General features: G+C 61.5%; 13 protein-coding genes. 10 read left to right on the forward strand and 3 right to left on the reverse strand.

All coding sequences use genetic code 11. The features are described 5' to 3' along the window. The first annotated feature begins 18 nt into the window (after positions 1 to 18). The 4 genes from ANTHELSMS3_RS10095 to ANTHELSMS3_RS10110 all read left to right on the forward strand — a co-directional run bounded on the left by ANTHELSMS3_RS10095 (position 19) and on the right by ANTHELSMS3_RS10110 (position 4090). The gene (locus ANTHELSMS3_RS10095; RefSeq protein WP_094034755.1) at positions 19 to 2463 is read left to right on the forward strand and encodes a GcvT family protein; all 2445 of its coding nucleotides are present in this window, start codon (positions 19 to 21) and stop codon (positions 2461 to 2463) included. A gap of 63 nt (positions 2464 to 2526) precedes the next feature. Beyond that, the gene (locus ANTHELSMS3_RS10100) at positions 2527 to 3174 is read left to right on the forward strand and encodes an RluA family pseudouridine synthase (RefSeq protein WP_094034756.1); all 648 of its coding nucleotides are present in this window, start codon (positions 2527 to 2529) and stop codon (positions 3172 to 3174) included. Between the two features lie 167 nt (positions 3175 to 3341). Then, positions 3342 to 3620 carry an ArsR/SmtB family transcription factor gene (locus tag ANTHELSMS3_RS10105; RefSeq protein WP_439098669.1) on the forward strand — a complete coding sequence of 93 codons (279 nt, stop codon included), beginning with the start codon at positions 3342 to 3344 and terminating at the stop codon, positions 3618 to 3620. After that, positions 3617 to 4090, forward strand: a complete 474-nt coding sequence (locus ANTHELSMS3_RS10110; protein WP_094034758.1) for an SRPBCC family protein — start codon at positions 3617 to 3619, stop codon at positions 4088 to 4090. The genes ANTHELSMS3_RS10105 and ANTHELSMS3_RS10110 overlap by 4 nt, the downstream gene beginning before the upstream one ends. Before the next feature lie 311 nt (positions 4091 to 4401). Here ANTHELSMS3_RS10110 and ANTHELSMS3_RS10115 read toward each other — a convergent pair whose 3' ends face one another. Next, positions 4402 to 5841, reverse strand: a complete 1440-nt coding sequence (locus ANTHELSMS3_RS10115; protein WP_094034759.1) for an aldehyde dehydrogenase family protein — start codon at positions 5839 to 5841, stop codon at positions 4402 to 4404. A 193-nt stretch (positions 5842 to 6034) separates the two neighbouring features. On the opposite strand from ANTHELSMS3_RS10115, the gene ANTHELSMS3_RS10120 reads away from it, so the two are divergent. From ANTHELSMS3_RS10120 to ANTHELSMS3_RS10130, 3 genes are all read left to right on the forward strand, one after another. Then, positions 6035 to 6688 (forward strand): peroxiredoxin, encoded by a 654-nt coding sequence (locus tag ANTHELSMS3_RS10120; protein WP_094034760.1) that lies wholly within the window; start codon positions 6035 to 6037, stop codon positions 6686 to 6688. Between the two features lie 111 nt (positions 6689 to 6799). Then, a complete protein-coding gene (locus tag ANTHELSMS3_RS10125) occupies positions 6800 to 7837 on the forward strand; it encodes a succinylglutamate desuccinylase/aspartoacylase family protein (protein WP_094034761.1) in 1038 nt (345 codons plus the stop codon). Positions 7838 to 7931: 94 nt separating this feature from the next. Next, entirely contained in the window at positions 7932 to 8720 is a 789-nt protein-coding gene (locus ANTHELSMS3_RS10130) for an exodeoxyribonuclease III (RefSeq protein ID WP_094034762.1), read from the forward strand. Positions 8721 to 8759: 39 nt separating this feature from the next. Here ANTHELSMS3_RS10130 and ANTHELSMS3_RS10135 read toward each other — a convergent pair whose 3' ends face one another. After that, complete coding sequence (locus tag ANTHELSMS3_RS10135) at positions 8760 to 10796, reverse strand: acyltransferase family protein (protein ID WP_094034763.1); 2037 nt, start codon at positions 10794 to 10796, stop codon at positions 8760 to 8762. 152 nt (positions 10797 to 10948) lie between these two features. Here ANTHELSMS3_RS10135 and trxA point away from each other — a divergent pair, with 152 nt between their 5' ends. Genes trxA through ANTHELSMS3_RS10150 form a run of 3 tightly spaced genes read left to right on the forward strand, consistent with a single transcriptional unit; the run spans position 10949 to position 12702 of the window. Continuing rightward, complete coding sequence (gene trxA, locus ANTHELSMS3_RS10140) at positions 10949 to 11860, forward strand: thioredoxin (protein WP_094034764.1); 912 nt, start codon at positions 10949 to 10951, stop codon at positions 11858 to 11860. Between the two features lie 27 nt (positions 11861 to 11887). Continuing rightward, the gene (locus ANTHELSMS3_RS10145) at positions 11888 to 12529 is read left to right on the forward strand and encodes an LON peptidase substrate-binding domain-containing protein (RefSeq protein WP_094034765.1); all 642 of its coding nucleotides are present in this window, start codon (positions 11888 to 11890) and stop codon (positions 12527 to 12529) included. Beyond that, positions 12526 to 12702 (forward strand): Trm112 family protein, encoded by a 177-nt coding sequence (locus tag ANTHELSMS3_RS10150; protein ID WP_094034766.1) that lies wholly within the window; start codon positions 12526 to 12528, stop codon positions 12700 to 12702. Before ANTHELSMS3_RS10145 ends, ANTHELSMS3_RS10150 begins: the two co-directional genes overlap by 4 nt. Positions 12703 to 12712: 10 nt before the next feature. On the opposite strand, the gene ANTHELSMS3_RS10155 is transcribed toward ANTHELSMS3_RS10150, so the two are convergent. After that, positions 12713 to 14755 (reverse strand): trypsin-like serine peptidase, encoded by a 2043-nt coding sequence (locus ANTHELSMS3_RS10155; RefSeq protein WP_094034767.1) that lies wholly within the window; start codon positions 14753 to 14755, stop codon positions 12713 to 12715. Between the last annotated feature and the right edge of the window lie 38 nt (positions 14756 to 14793).

The following is a 14793-nucleotide window of genomic DNA, read 5'->3' on the forward strand; positions in this document are numbered from 1 at the left end:
GAAACCGGAGACCCCGCCATGCCCCTGCCCACCCAAGCCCGCGCTGTCATCATCGGCGGCGGCGTCATCGGTTGTTCCGTGGCTTATCATCTGACCAAACTCGGCTGGACCGACGTGGTGCTGCTGGAGCGCAAGCAGCTCACCTCCGGCACCACATGGCATGCCGCGGGCCTGATCGCCCAGCTGCGCGCCACCGCGAACATGACGCGGCTCGCCAAGTACAGTCAGGAACTCTACGGCAACCTCGAGGCCGAAACCGGCGTCGCCACCGGCTTCAAGCGCGTCGGCTCGATCACCGTCGCTCTGACCGCCGAACGGCATGAGGAACTGCGCCGCCAGGCCGCCATGGCCCGCGCCTTCGGGGTCGAGATCGATGAGATCGACGTGGCAGAGATCAAATCCAAATACGCCCATCTCAACACCGACGGCGTCCTGGGCGGCGTTTACCTGCCCAAGGACGGGCAGGGTGACCCGGCCAATATCGCGCTCGCCATGGCCAAGGGCGCGCGTCAGGGCGGCGCCACCGTGGCCGAACGCACCAAGGCCACACGCGTCACCACCGTCGGAGAGCGGATCACCCAGGTGCATTGGGAGGCAGAGGACGGCACCTCCGGCACCATCGACGCCGATCATGTTGTCAACTGCGCCGGCATGTGGGGCCGCGAGGTGGGCCGGATGCTGGGCACCGATGTACCCCTGCAAGCCTGCGAACACTTCTACATCGTGTCCGAACCCATCGCCGGACTGACCCAGTTGCCGGTCCTGCGCGTGCCGGATGAATGCGCCTACTACAAGGAAGACGCCGGCAAGATGATGCTGGGCGCGTTTGAGCCGGGCGCCAAACCCTGGGCGCTGAACGGCATCCCCAAGGACTTTGAGTTCGACCAACTGCCAGAGGATTTCGACCACTTCGAGCCGATCCTCGAAAACGCGGTCCACCGGATGCCCATGCTGGGCGAGGCGGGCATTCACACGTTCTTCAACGGCCCGGAATCCTTTACCCCCGACAACGCCTATTACATGGGCCTCTGTCCGGGGCGCGAAAACGTCTGGGTGGCGGCAGGCTTCAACTCCATCGGGATTCAGTCGGCGGGCGGTGCGGGCATGGCGCTGGCGCAATGGATGAACGACGGCGAGAAACCCTTTGACCTCGGTGATGTCGACATCGCCCGCGCGCAGGGGTTCCAGACCAACACCAGCTACCTCGCCGCGCGCGTCTCGGAAACGCTGGGCCTGCTCTACGACGACCACTTTCCCTTCAAGCAAAAGGTCACCGCCCGCGGCCTGCGCCGCTCGCCCTTCCATGATCGGCTGGCCGACGGTGGTGCGGTCTTTGGCGAACTGGCAGGCTGGGAACGCGCCAACTGGTTCGCGCGCGAGGGTCAGGAACGCGAATACCGTTACAGCTGGGGCCGCCAGAACTGGTTCGACAACTCGGCCGAGGAACACCGCGCCATCCGCGAAAACGTTGGCATGTACGACATGTCCTCTTTCGGCAAGCTGCGCGTCGAAGGCCGCGATGCCGAGGCCTTTCTGAACCACGTCTGCGGGGCCGACATGTCCGTGCCAGCGGGCAAGATCGTCTACACCCAGTTCCTCAACAGCCGCGGCGGGATAGAAGCGGACGTTACCGTCACCCGCCTGTCGGAAACCGCTTATCTTGTCGTCACTCCCGCCGCCACGCGCCGTGCCGATGAAACATGGCTGCGCCGCCATCTGGGGGACCGCAACGTGGTCATCACCGATGTGACAGCGGCGGAGGGCGTGCTGGCCGTCATGGGACCAAAGGCACGCGAGGTGCTGCAGGCGGTTTCTCCCAATGATTTCTCCAACACCGTGAACCCCTTTGGCACCGCGCAGGAGATCGAGATCGGCATGGGCCGCGCCCGCGTCCACCGCGTCACCTACGTGGGCGAACTGGGCTGGGAGGTCTATGTCGGCGCCGATATGGCGGGCCATGTGTTCGACACGATCCATACCGCAGGACAGGAGTTTGGCCTCAAACTTTGCGGCATGCACGTCATGGACAGCTGCCGCGCCGAAAAGGCCTTTCGCCACTTCGGCCATGACATCACCTGCGAGGATCATGTGCTCGAGGCGGGGCTGGGCTTTGCCGTCAAAACCGCCAAAACCCACTTCATCGGTCGCGACGCCGTGCTGGCGAAAAAGGAAACCGGACTGGAAAAGCGCCTTTTGCAGTTCCAGCTGCAAGACCCCGAACCGCTGGTTTACCACAATGAGCCGATCCTGCGCGACGGCCAAATCGTCGGCTACCTGTCATCGGGCGCCTACGGCCACACGCTGGGCGGGGCGATCGGCCTTGGCTATGTCCCCTGCAAGGGCGAAACCGCGCAGGACGTTCTGGCCTCCAGCTATGAAATCGACGTCGCCGGCACACGGGTCAAGGCAACGCCCTCGCTGAAACCTCTCTACGATCCCAAATCCGAACGGGTCAAACTCTAGGCCAACCGCGCCCGCGGCAGGGGCGGGGGTTGCGCAAACCGCCCGCGCTTGCCACATGGGGGCATGGCATCCGACTACAATCCCCCCACCGGCGAAATCCCTGTCCTGTATGAGGACAGCGACCTGTTGCTTGTCGACAAACCCGCCGGGCTGTTGTCCGTACCGGGCAAGACCGAAGACTTGCACGATTGCCTGCTGCACCGTCTGGAAAAGGCCTTTCCCACAGCGCGGCTGGTGCACCGGCTGGACCGCGATACATCGGGCGTAATGGTCTTTGCCCTGACACCGCACGCACAGCGGCACCTCAACCTTCAGTTTGAAACCCGCAAGACGAAAAAGACCTATCTGGCGCGCCTGCAAGGACGGCTACAGCCCTCGACCGGAGAGGTGGACCTGCCGCTGATCGTCGACTGGCCCAACCGGCCCCGGCAGATGGTCTGCCATGAGACTGGCAAACCCTCTCTGACCCTTTGGAAGGTGCTAAAGGCCTCGGACACGGAAACCCGCGTGCGGCTGTTTCCCCATACGGGCCGCAGTCACCAGTTACGGGTGCACACGCTGGCGCTGGGCCATCCGATCCTTGGCGACACTCTGTATGCGCCTGAAACCGCTGACCAATACCCACGCATGATGCTGCATGCCGAGGAATTGCGGGTGAACCATCCCGAAAGCGGCAAAGGCATGAAATTCCGCGCCCCGCCGCCGTTCTGACCATCCCTGACAGCCACCCGTAGGCCGGGCTTCAGCCCGGCACATCACTTAGGCACATCCCTAAACGTTCTTGATCGACCACCCTTGATGTGTTACTTAGGTGTATGGCTAAGTTTGACCCAAACCTCGACCTGTGTTTCTCCGCTCTCGGGGATCCGACACGCCGCATGATCCTGCAACGTCTGGCGCGGGGCGAGGCGTCGGTCAGCGAACTGGCAGAGCCGCACGATATGGCGCTGCCGTCCTTCATGGAGCACCTGAAAAAACTGGAAGCGGCCCAACTTATCACATCGAAAAAACAGGGCCGCACCCGTATCTGCGCGCTTTCCCCCGATGCCTTTCTTCCGGCCAAGGACTGGCTGACGGAACAAAGGGCCATTTGGGAAGGAAGGCTTGATCGTTTTGATGACTATGTGACCGCCCTAGCGAAAGAGCGCCAAAAATGATCCTGTATCCTGAAACCGACCTGACATTCACGCGCACCATCCAAGCGCCCCGATCCCTGCTGTGGGAATGCTGGACCACCCCACAACATATCAAGCAGTTCTTCGTGCCACGGCCGCACTCTGTCGAGGATTGCGAAATTGATCTGCGTGTTGGCGGAAAATTCAATACGACCTTCAATGTCGATGGCAACACGATGAAGAATGACGGCGTCTTTCTTGAAGTGGAGGAGGGCAGGCGATTGGTCTTTACCGATGCCTACAGCGAAGGGTGGAAGCCTGCCGCAGACCCCTTCATGACCGCGATCATCGAATTCGAAGACGACGGACATGGCGGGACCACCTACACGGCCACAGCACGGCATCGATCCCCAGAGGCGCGGCAAACCCATGAGGATATGGGGTTCTTCGGCGGCTGGGGCACGGTGGCAACGCAACTCGAAGACTATGCAAAGACGCTTGTCGGCAAGTGATTTTCCACGCGTGATTTTCGCCGAGTGAATGGGGGCGTTTGGTGGATGCGTTGGATGGATGCGGCGGTGGTCGGACACACAGTCATGGTCATCCCTTCGGGCATACCCGGTCCGCAATCCCGTCAAAAGCACGGTGTCAGATCGGCTCCGGTTCCAGACTTTAATCCCCCCAAACGGGGACGCAGAAACGCAAAAAACCGGGCCTCGTGAGAGGCCCGGTTTCCTAAGCGTTCGTTAAAACGCCTCTGTAACCCATTGATTTTGCGTACCCGTTGGGCTGTCCACACGTGGACAGCCCATGGGAGTACGCCTTATTTGGCGGCCCAACCAGAGACGGATTTCACCTCGACAAAGTCATGAATGCCCCAGCTGCCACCCTCGCGGCCATTGCCGGACATTTTCATGCCACCAAAGGGCGCGCCTGCGCCACGGCTCTCACCATTCATCTCGACCATGCCCGACCGCAACTGCCGCGCCAGCCGCTGACGCCGCTCAGGGTCGGAACTCTGAACGTAATTGGTCAAGCCGTAAGGCGTATCGTTGGCGATCTGAACGGCTTCTTCTTCGCTCTCGAACTTCAGGATCGACAGCACCGGGCCAAAGATTTCTTCCTGCGCGATGGTCATGTCATTGGTCACGTCGGCAAAGACCGTGGGCCGCACATAGAACCCTTTGTTGAACCCCTCGGGCCGCCCCGGACCGCCCGCCACCAGACGCGCCCCCTCGGCGATGCCCTTTTCGATCAGCGCCTGAATCTTTTCCCACTGGCTGCCGTTCACCACGGGACCGATGTGGCGCCCCTCCTCAGAGGCGGGGCCGACGGTGACCTTGCTCGCAACCGCTGCAGCTTCTTCGACGGCGGCATCATAGCGCGACGCCTCGACCACCATCCGGCTGGGCGCATTACAGCTCTGCCCGGTGTTGTTCATCATGTGCAGGACGCCGCGCTTGACCGCCTTGTCGTCCGCATCGGCAAACACAAGGTTGGCGCCCTTGCCGCCCAGTTCCAGATGGACACGTTTCAGCGTGTCAGCCGCCGCGATCGAGATCAGCCGCCCCGCGCGGGTCGAGCCGGTGAAGCTGACCATATCCACGTCCGGGTGCGACGACAGCTGGCTGCCCACACCCGCGCCATCGCCGTTCACAAGGTTGAATACCCCCGGCGGCAGGTCGGCCGCGTCCATGATCTCGGCAAAGATCATCGCGTCCAGCGGGCTTTCCTCAGACGGTTTCAGAACCATCGTATTGCCCGCCACCAGCGCCGCGCCGACCTTGAGCGTGATCTGGTTCATCGGCCAGTTCCACGGCGTGATCAGGGCGCAGACGCCCACTGCCTCATGGATGATCCGATCATTGGGCGTGTCATCGCCAAGCGGTGCCTCCCAAGGAAAGGCTTTGGCGGCGGTGATAAAGTTCTTGAGGTGCCACAGACCGGCCCCGACCTGCTGGGTCTTTGCCATGTCGATGGGCGCGCCCATCTCTACGCTGATGGCCGGGCCCAGATCCTCGGCACGCGCCTTGTAGGCGGCATAGACCCGTTCCAGCGCAGCGATGCGGTCCTCGACCGGGGTCGCCATCCAGCCGGGCAGGGCGGCCTTGGCGGCGGCCACAGCGGCGTTGGTGTCGGCCTCGCCGCCCAGCGAAATCACTGCGCAGGCCTCTTCGGTCGACGGGTCGATCACGTCATGCGCTGTGCCGGCCTGCGCCTCTACCCAGGCGCCATTGATATAGAATTGGCGTTTCTCGATCATCGCTCTACTCCTGCGTTGAAATCTGTCGACACGCTGGCCCCTGGATCTTACCAACAGGGCGGCGGCCGATTTTGCGGCACTCTGTCACCCCGCCCGTTGGGGTGCAAGGCGGGGCTTTACATGTCGTATTTAGAATATACCTAAGTCCCGTAAATCAAACCCGAGTTTTTCGGACAGGAAAGGAAGACCCACAATGGCCCTGCGTATCAACGATGTGATCCCCAACCTTACCGTGACCACCGATCTGGGGAAGATCGTGCTGCACGACTGGATCGGCGACAGCTGGGCGATCCTGTTTTCGCATCCCAAAGATTTCACCCCGGTCTGCACCACCGAATTTGGCGCAGTGGCACAGTTGGCGGCGGAATGGGATAAGCGCGGCACCAAGGTGATGGGGATTTCCGTCGACGGTGTGGACGAGCACAAGAAGTGGAAAGGCGACATCGAAAAAACATCAGGTGCGCCGGCCGGTTTCCCGATCATCGCGGATGAGGATCTGGCGGTGGCCAAGGCGCTGGACATGCTGCCTGCCGATGCCTATCTGCCTGATGGCCGAACCCCTGCGGACAGCGCCACAGTGCGCTCTGTCTTTATCATCGCGCCGAACAAGAAGGTTCAGTTGATGATGACGTATCCGATGTCGGTGGGTCGCAACTTTGCCGAAGTGTTGCGCGCACTGGATGGTCTTCAGCGGACCTACGAACAGCCGCTTGCGACTCCGGCCAATTGGGAGGTCGGGCAAGATGTGATCGTGGCCTTGTCATTGGATAATGACGCCGCAGCGGACAAATTCGGCGAACTGGATATCAAGTTGCCTTACCTGCGCTATGCGAAGAACCCGGCCTGATCCGAAGCGGATCGGTCACGCGGGCGCCCGTCCGGGCGCCCGTTTTCATATGCAGGGGGTGCTTGCCAAGATCACGTCGCCCGCCTAATCCGAAAGGCAGGAGGTGCGGTCATGAGAGAACCCTTCATCCTTGGCGATGAGTCTGTTGCGGCGGGCACTCGGCGCACGGTGGACCTGCCGGTCTCGGTGCTGTCGGATCACTCGCCGGTCACGTTGTCGGCCCATGTAATACACGGCAAGCGGCCCGGCACGGTGATGTTTGTCTCGGCTGGCGTCCACGGCGATGAGGTCATCGGGGCAGAGATTGTACGGCGTTTGTTGCGCGCCGCGCCGCTGTCGCGGATGTCCGGCACGCTGGTGGCTGTGCCGATTGTAAACTCCTTTGGGTTTATAAACAGATCGCGGTACCTGCCGGATCGGCGCGATTTGAACCGGTGTTTTCCGGGCTCTCCGGCGGGGTCATTGGCGGCGCGGCTGGCGCATCTGTTCCTGACCCAGATCGTGACCCGCTGCGATGTCGGCATTGATCTGCATTCGGCGGCGGTGGGCCGGACGAACCTGCCGCAAATCCGCCTGACCCCCGGCAACCCGCGCCTGCGCGAGCTTGGCGAGGTTTTTGCCGCGCCGGTTACGATGACCTCCAAGACGCGCGAAGGATCGCTGCGCTTGGCCGCGTCCGAGGCGGGCGTGGATTTGTTGTTGTTCGAGGCCGGCGAGGGGCTGCGGTTTGACGAACATGCCGCACGCACCGGGGTTGCGGGCATTTTGCGGGTCATGGCCAAGTTGGACATGATCGCCGGGCGCGGTGTGCCGCGCGCGCGCGGGCCGTCGGTCTATTGCGAACGGTCGTCCTGGATGCGTGCGCCGTCTGGCGGGCTGTTGCGGACGCTGAAACGGCGGGGCGATTTTGTCGAGAAAGGTCAGGTGCTTGGTGTGGTGTCCGACCCGTTCGGAGAACGCGAGGCCGAAGTGGTAGCGGATGTCACCGGCATTGTGATCGGTCGTTCGGACCTGCCTGTCGTCAATGAGGGTGATGCTCTGTTTCATGTCGCCGAACCACGCGAAATGGCGCGCGCCGAGGCCGCGGCGGAACGGTTCGAGGACGATCTGGACGCGCCACCCTTGTACGATGAGGACGAGATCATCTAGAGGCGGGGTTCCGTCGACCAAAACCCTGGCCAAACCCGGTTGCGCACCGGGGATGGGCTTGGCAGTCTCGCGCCACCTGATCCGGAGATCCCACATGCCGACTACACTAGCCACCTGGAACATCAACTCTGTCCGTTTGCGGGCGGGGCTGGTCGAAAAGCTGTTGTCTGAGCAGGCGCCAGACGTTTTGTGCCTTCAGGAATGCAAATCGCCGGTGGCAAAAATACCGCACGATGTGTTTGCGGCGCTTGGCTACCACCACATGGTGGCGCGAGGCGAAAAGGGGTACAACGGGGTCGCGATCCTGTCCAAGTTGCCGCTGGAGGACGTGGGCGACAAGGATTTTGCCGGTCTCGGACATGCGCGACATGTGGCGGCGAAACTGGAAAACGGGCTGACAATTCACAACTTTTACGTTCCCGCTGGCGGCGATATCCCGGACCGGGAGAAGAACGTGAAGTTCGGACAAAAGCTGGATTACGTCGCCGAAATGCGCGACTGGTTTGCGGCGGAACGTCCCGAAAAGGCAATTCTTGTTGGCGATCTGAATATTGCGCCGATGGAGGACGATGTCTGGGATCACAAGAAGATGCTCAAGGTGATCTCACACACGCCGGTCGAGGTTGAGGCGCTGCAACAGGCACAAGATGCCGGGGGCTGGGTGGATGTTACCCGTAAAGATTTGCCCGTGGGCAAGCTGTATAGCTGGTGGTCCTATCGTGCACGGGACTGGAATGAGGCGAACAAAGGTCGGCGGCTGGACCATGTCTGGGCCACCCCGGACATCGTGAACGCCTCTCATTCCAGCCGCGTCCTGCGCGACGCGCGCGGGTGGGAAAAGCCGTCGGACCACGCGCCGGTCTTTGCCACCTTCGACCTATAGGGGCTTCGCAAAAAAGGCCCGTTGCCGCAGTGTCCTGCGCTACAGCGCTTCTTGCACGAGCAGGGCACGGCGCAGGGCGTCGACAATGACGGGCGCGATCAGAACGGCACCTGTGGTGTGAGCAAGGTGGTCGTCGTCGAAGTATAGAGGCCGCCCCTCGTCGTCGAACATACGGCACCGGCCTCCGGGGATCGTGTCACAGAAAGCCGGAGCGATTTTCGCACGATGGATGAGCCCCTCACGCTCTAAACGGCCCAGCATCTGGAGAATGGGGCGGTTGCGGTCGAGGTAATTATTGTAGGAGTGGCCATCCCGGCAGGATTGTCGCCCCTGTAGTTCACAAAGTGCCGCCGCGCGGGGAACGTTCCAGCCGACCTCTGGCACCGGGTCCACTACGACCACGGCGAATTCTGACGAGAGGTCGCGCAGCCCCGCCTCATAGGCTGCCAAAACGTCTGCGCGGCGTTGGGGATCATCTGGCGCGCGTTTCTCGTCGTAGCGATCAAAGAGATCGGCCGTCATTGTCGGACCGGCTTCGACGCCGCCTTCGCCGTTGTCATAGCGATATCCGCTGAGGTAGCCGGGCCAGCGGATCGAGACGATGACCGCCTTTGCGTCACGACTGCGGGCAGAGGCGACGATCTGGCGTTGATAGTCCAGACACCCTTCGGCGGATTTGCGGTTGAGTTGAACCAGTCCTCCGATCGCGGGGCAGCCGCTGTAGGCTAGCGCATCCGTAGCAAAGCCCGCTTCGACCAGAGCGATTTGCGCTTGCCGGGCAAAAGCGTTGGAATGGCTATCGCCGATCAGAACGACGTCTGGATTTGTTGCCGAGGCATTGGGAAGCCCGCATCCGGCCAAGGGTAGATCGGGCACGGGCGCACGATAGGTCAGCAAGCAGAGGTCGCGTTGCGGGCTTCTGTCCTCTTCGAAGGCGGCAAAGGCGCGTGCTCTATCCGGCAGGCGTTGTGGCAGACCCTCGCTTTTGTAACCCCAGACCCCGAAGGCGAGGATGACAGTGCCCAAAGCCGCAAAACTGGAAAACAGTACCGGACGCCTTGGCAGGATCGGCCGTTTCCGACGGCGGAACGGACGTTCCACGAACCACCAAGTCAACCAAGCAAGCATCAGCGACAGGACGGACAGCAGAAGCATGAGAGACGGTGGTGGCGCGGACAATTCATATAGGCGGGCGAAAGCAAACAAGGGCTGGTGCCAAAGGTAGGCGGAATAGCTGATCAGCCCGATGCCAACCACCGGCGCCGCGCAAAGTAGCCTACCCGCGGGGCTGGCCGAGCCTCCGAACAGCAAGACGAGCGCGGTTCCCAACACAGGCGGCAGAGTCCAGAGGCTCGGCATAGGGACGGTTTTGTCGTAAAAGACGACAGCGTAGGCGATCAGAGCTAGACCCAGCGCGGTGGCCCCCCCATGCTGGCGCCGTTTCCTGTCCAACAGCAATAGGGCACAGATTGAGCCGATCCCGATCTCCCAGAACCGCGCTGGCGAAAAGTAGAACGTGAGATCAGGCGCGGTGGCTGCGCCAATCACCGCCACAACGAGGCTGATTGCCACCAGAAGTGAGACTATAGCCAGCGTTCCGCGCCGCCCGGTTTTCCAGACAAGCCACAGTAGGGGCGGGAAAAAGAGATAATACTGTTCCTCAACCGCCAAGCTCCAAGTGTGCAGCAGAGGCTGTAAGTCGGCCTCGGTATTGAAATAGTCGACCTCGTTCATAAAAAACTGGTTCGAGAGGAAAATGGTGATCGACAGACTGCCCGCGAAATCCTCGAAATCGGCGGGCAGCATCCAGATCCATGCGAAGGGAATGCAGACAAGGATTACCAGAAAGAGCGCCGGCAAGATGCGCCGGACGCGACGTTCGTAGAACCGCCCAATTGAAAAGCGGCCTTGCCTCAGATCTTCGGCGAGGAGAGAGGTGATAAGAAATCCCGAAATAACAAAGAAGACGTCGACGCCCACAAAGCCACCCGAAAACCATGAAAATCCGGCGTGGAACAGGACTACTGGAAGAACCGCTATAGCGCGCAGCCCGTCAATATCTCGTCTGTAGTCCATTATAGCCTCGTCATTCTTTTGTTCGCGATAGCGATGACCCGCCTAAAATAGAAGCTGGCAAGTGACCGCAGGGCTGCGCACCCACCCTTGCAAATCTGTTTCCCCTGCGCCATCTACCTCGTAAAGCGCACATAGAACCTTATGGGGGCGAGATGCTGGAACTGGGTGGCGGCCAACAGGCTGCGGACAATTTGGTCAAGGATATCTCTGAAGCGGAGTTCATGGCCGAGGTCGTGGATGGTTCTGCCGAGACGCCGGTCATTGTCGATTTCTGGGCGCCTTGGTGCGGTCCATGCAAGACTTTGGGCCCGATGCTGGAGGACGCGGTGAAGGCGGCCAAAGGCGCGGTGCGCATGGTCAAGGTCAACGTGGACGAGGCGCAAAACATCGCCGGGCAGTTGCAGATCCAGTCAATCCCGACGGTCTATGCCTTTTACAAGGGCCAGCCGGTTGACGGGTTTCAGGGCGCACAGCCGCAATCCGAGATCAAGGCTTTTGTCGACCGCGTGGTGCAGGCCTCTGGCGGGGATGCCTCTGGTGGGTTGGACGATGCGGTCGCCGCGGCTGAAGAAATGCTGGAGCAGGGCGCGGCTGTGGATGCGGCGCAGACTTTTGCCGCGATCCTGGGTGAGGAACCGGCCCATGCCGGGGCCTACGGCGGTCTGGTGCGAGCGCATATCGCGATGGACGATCTGGATCAGGCCGAGGCGATCCTGAACGGGGCCCCGGTCGAGATTTCCAAGGCCCCTGAACTGGAAGCCGCCCATGCGCAGTTGCAGCTTGCCCGGCAGGCGGCGGATGCGGGTCCGATCACCGAGCTGACAGCCAAGGTTGAGGCCGATCCGGCAGACCTGCAGGCGCGGTTCGATCTGGCGCAAGCGATGTACGCGGCGGGGGATGCCGAGGGCGCAGTTGAACAGCTGTTGGACATCTTTCGGCGCGACCGCGAGTGGAATGACGGCGCGGCAAAGACACAGCTGTTCACCATTTTCGATGCGCTGAAAGCCAATGATCCGTTGGTTCTGAATGGACGACGCAAACTGAGCTCGATGATATTTGCCTGATCGGTTGGGCAGTCTACCTTGTCCGGCATGAAACGGTTCAAAGATCTTCCGGGGACAATCCCGGTCTTCCCGCTGCCCGGGGCGCTGTTGTTGCCCCGGGCGCGTCTGCCATTGCATATCTTCGAGCCGCGTTACCTTGCGATGCTGGATGATTGCCTCAAGACAGAGGCACGCCTGATCGGAATGGTGCAGCCGCATGTTGTCCCGGGGCGCGATGAGGACGGGTTGCACCGGATCGGCTGTGCGGGCCGCGTGACCCAATTCTCCGAGACAGAGGACGGGCGCTATATGGTCACGCTGACCGGGCTGTCGCGCTATCGCATTCTGGGTGAGGTCGACGGGTTCACGCCCTATCGGCGCTGTGAGGTCAGCTGGGACGGGTTCGAGCGCGATCAGCAAGGGGCCGAGACGGATACCGGGTTTGATCGCAGCACGTTCATGAACCTGTTGAACCGCTATTTCATGTCCAAAGAGTTGTCGGCGGATTGGGACACCCTGCAAGAGGCGGATGACGAGCTGTTGCTCAATTCGCTGTCGATGCTGCTGGAGTTCAGTCCAGAGGACAAGCAGGCGCTGCTGGAGGCGCCGTCACTCAGTACGCGGCGCGAGACACTGGTGACGCTGATCGAATACACCCTGCGGGGCGGAGAAGAGGATCTGATGCAATGACAACGGAATTTGACCGCCGCATGCTGGAGGCGCTGATTTGCCCGGTGACCCAAACCGGGCTGCGCTATGACGTGGACAAGCAGGAATTGATCAGCACCGCAGCCGGGTTGGCTTATCCGATCCGCGACGGCATCCCGGTGATGTTGCAGGATGAGGCGCGGGTGCTGGGCTAGGCCGGGTTGGTCAATTGTCGCCGCTGAGGATCGTGAGGCCCGGCGGCAGTTCCACAAATCTGTTGCTGTCACCGAAGATCGTGTACCAGTCGCCCATGACATGGCTGCCTATCTTGACTCGATGATGCACGGAAGACGCCGGCGGCTCGTAGGAGATCGGCTTTTTGCGGACCGGACGGCTGCCGATCTGGACGACGGTGCCAGCGGTGTAGGTCCTGGCCGTGACGGTCTTTGGTGTGGAAGGTGGCTCGGTTTTCGCGGAAACGAGAATTTTCAGTCCTGACCTGACCTGCACGTATTCTCTCGTCCGGCCCTGAACCTTGTACCAGTTCTCAAAGACATGCTCGCCCAGAACGGTCGATCCGGTTGATCTGTTCACGACGCGTGCCTTGGTTGATGGCGTGTCATAAATTGAATGGCCGTAAGCCTTGAGGACAGAACCCGGCGCATAGAGTCTGGCGGCGATGGTTGTCGTTTCGATCATCGGCGCGGTGGTGGTTTTTGACGGCGGGGTCGCCGCATCCGACGTTGCGGACACAAGGATTTTCAGCCCTGACCTGACCTGCACATACTCTCGCGTTCGATCCTGAACCTTGTACCAGTTCTCAAAGACATGCTCGCCTAGAACGAGCGATCCGGTTGATCTGTTCACCACGCGTGCCTTGGTTGATGGCGTGTCATAGATCGAATGACCGTAAGCCTTGAGGACAGAGCCCGGCGCATAGAGTCTGGCGGCGATGGTTGTTGTTTCGATCATCGGCGCGTTGGCGGGTTTTGCCGGTCTCGGGGCGGCGGTTGCCTTGGCCGTTGAAGTCGGCGTCGGCGCGGTCTTGGGAATAGGCTTGGGCTGTGCCACGGGATCCGCCGTTTTGGGACGTGTTAGCGTTAGCAGCGTGGCGCGGGCGGCGGCAGCGGCGGGGGTGTCGCCATAGGTGCGCAACATCTCCTCCAGCGCGCGACGCTGGGCGTCGGTGTCGGTCAGGACCAGCGCCGCCAGGAGGGCCTCATTGGCCTTTGCCAGTTGCGCCCGGTCGCTTGCCACCTTTTGCGAGCTCTGCAGCCGGTCCAGCCGGAGTTGCGCGCTGCGCGCCGCCGGGGTGCCGGGGAAGTCGGTGATCAGCTCGCCCAGTCCGGCCTTCAGCGCGGTGTCGTCCTGCAGTCCGAACAGCCGCGCCAGCGCGCGGTCGGCCTGCGTGTCGCGGTCTGGTTTGGCGGCGGTGGGCGCGACGATGGGGGAGGCGGATTTCAACACGGTGCTGTTGCGCAGGATAGCGGTCATCGGCACGGCGTAGTTGATGCTGTTGCGGGCCGACCCTGCGTGGTGCAGCGCGATCACCTGCTGGGTGCCCGCGTCGATCACCGGAGAGCCAGAGTTTCCGGGTAGGGTATCGCAGGTGTGCAATACGCGGTCCTTGGACAGGGCAGGGGCGTTGGCACGGCATTTCTCACGGCTGATGCGCTGCGCCTCTCCCATCGGGTGGCCAATGATCCAGAACGGCGCATTGTCGTCGGGGTCTAATCCCGCCAGCGCCAAAGTGCCGTACTGCTTGCCGGGTTTGGAGCCCAATATGCGCAGCAAGGTGTAATCCAGCGTCTTGCTTGTCTCGACCGGGATCGGGTTGACCAGAAAGCGCTCGCTGCCTTCCTCGATGCCTTCTTGTAGGTAGCCCGCGACGAATTGCACGCCGACAATGGCGGTGGCCCCGGCGCGTTCATGATCCAGTATGCCAGGTACGCAGTGGTGGTTGGTCATCAACAGGTCGTCGTCGACCAAAAAGGCGGTGCAGGGAAAGACGCCCGCGTCCGTGGCCACGTCCAGCCGCCCCACGGCGCGGCCCATCTTGGCAAAAACGGATTTTGGTGAATAGGTCGCGATGAACTCATTGTTGTAGGAGCCAAAAGCGGCCTCAAGCATGATGTCGCCCCCTGCCGCCTGATTGTTCGACAAGATGGTCTTGCCAAAGGACGACAGATCAAAGCCGATCAGGTCCTGTTGTGACAGGGCGGGCGAGGCGATCATCAAGGCGGCGAACAGTGATTTTTTGAATGACATGAGCTTTACGCCACCTTTGAAAAAATATGCCGTAGCCT

Source organism: Antarctobacter heliothermus (assembly GCF_002237555.1).
Taxonomy (GTDB): Bacteria; Pseudomonadota; Alphaproteobacteria; order Rhodobacterales; family Rhodobacteraceae; genus Antarctobacter; species Antarctobacter heliothermus_B.

Excerpts from the sequence above, each read along its gene's own strand:
- ANTHELSMS3_RS10095 (WP_094034755.1), top strand. The coding sequence starts at position 19 with ATGCCCCTGCCCACCCAAGCCCGCGCTGTCATCATCGGCGGCGGCGTC.
- ANTHELSMS3_RS10100 (WP_094034756.1), top strand. The coding sequence starts at position 2,527 with ATGGCATCCGACTACAATCCCCCCACCGGCGAAATCCCTGTCCTGTAT.
- ANTHELSMS3_RS10105 (WP_439098669.1), top strand. The coding sequence starts at position 3,342 with ATGATCCTGCAACGTCTGGCGCGGGGCGAGGCGTCGGTCAGCGAACTG.
- ANTHELSMS3_RS10110 (WP_094034758.1), top strand. The coding sequence starts at position 3,617 with ATGATCCTGTATCCTGAAACCGACCTGACATTCACGCGCACCATCCAA.
- ANTHELSMS3_RS10115 (WP_094034759.1), bottom strand. The coding sequence starts at position 5,841 with ATGATCGAGAAACGCCAATTCTATATCAATGGCGCCTGGGTAGAGGCG.
- ANTHELSMS3_RS10120 (WP_094034760.1), top strand. The coding sequence starts at position 6,035 with ATGGCCCTGCGTATCAACGATGTGATCCCCAACCTTACCGTGACCACC.
- ANTHELSMS3_RS10125 (WP_094034761.1), top strand. The coding sequence starts at position 6,800 with ATGAGAGAACCCTTCATCCTTGGCGATGAGTCTGTTGCGGCGGGCACT.
- ANTHELSMS3_RS10130 (WP_094034762.1), top strand. The coding sequence starts at position 7,932 with ATGCCGACTACACTAGCCACCTGGAACATCAACTCTGTCCGTTTGCGG.
- ANTHELSMS3_RS10135 (WP_094034763.1), bottom strand. The coding sequence starts at position 10,796 with ATGGACTACAGACGAGATATTGACGGGCTGCGCGCTATAGCGGTTCTT.
- trxA (WP_094034764.1), top strand. The coding sequence starts at position 10,949 with ATGCTGGAACTGGGTGGCGGCCAACAGGCTGCGGACAATTTGGTCAAG.
- ANTHELSMS3_RS10145 (WP_094034765.1), top strand. The coding sequence starts at position 11,888 with ATGAAACGGTTCAAAGATCTTCCGGGGACAATCCCGGTCTTCCCGCTG.
- ANTHELSMS3_RS10150 (WP_094034766.1), top strand. The coding sequence starts at position 12,526 with ATGACAACGGAATTTGACCGCCGCATGCTGGAGGCGCTGATTTGCCCG.
- ANTHELSMS3_RS10155 (WP_094034767.1), bottom strand. The coding sequence starts at position 14,755 with ATGTCATTCAAAAAATCACTGTTCGCCGCCTTGATGATCGCCTCGCCC.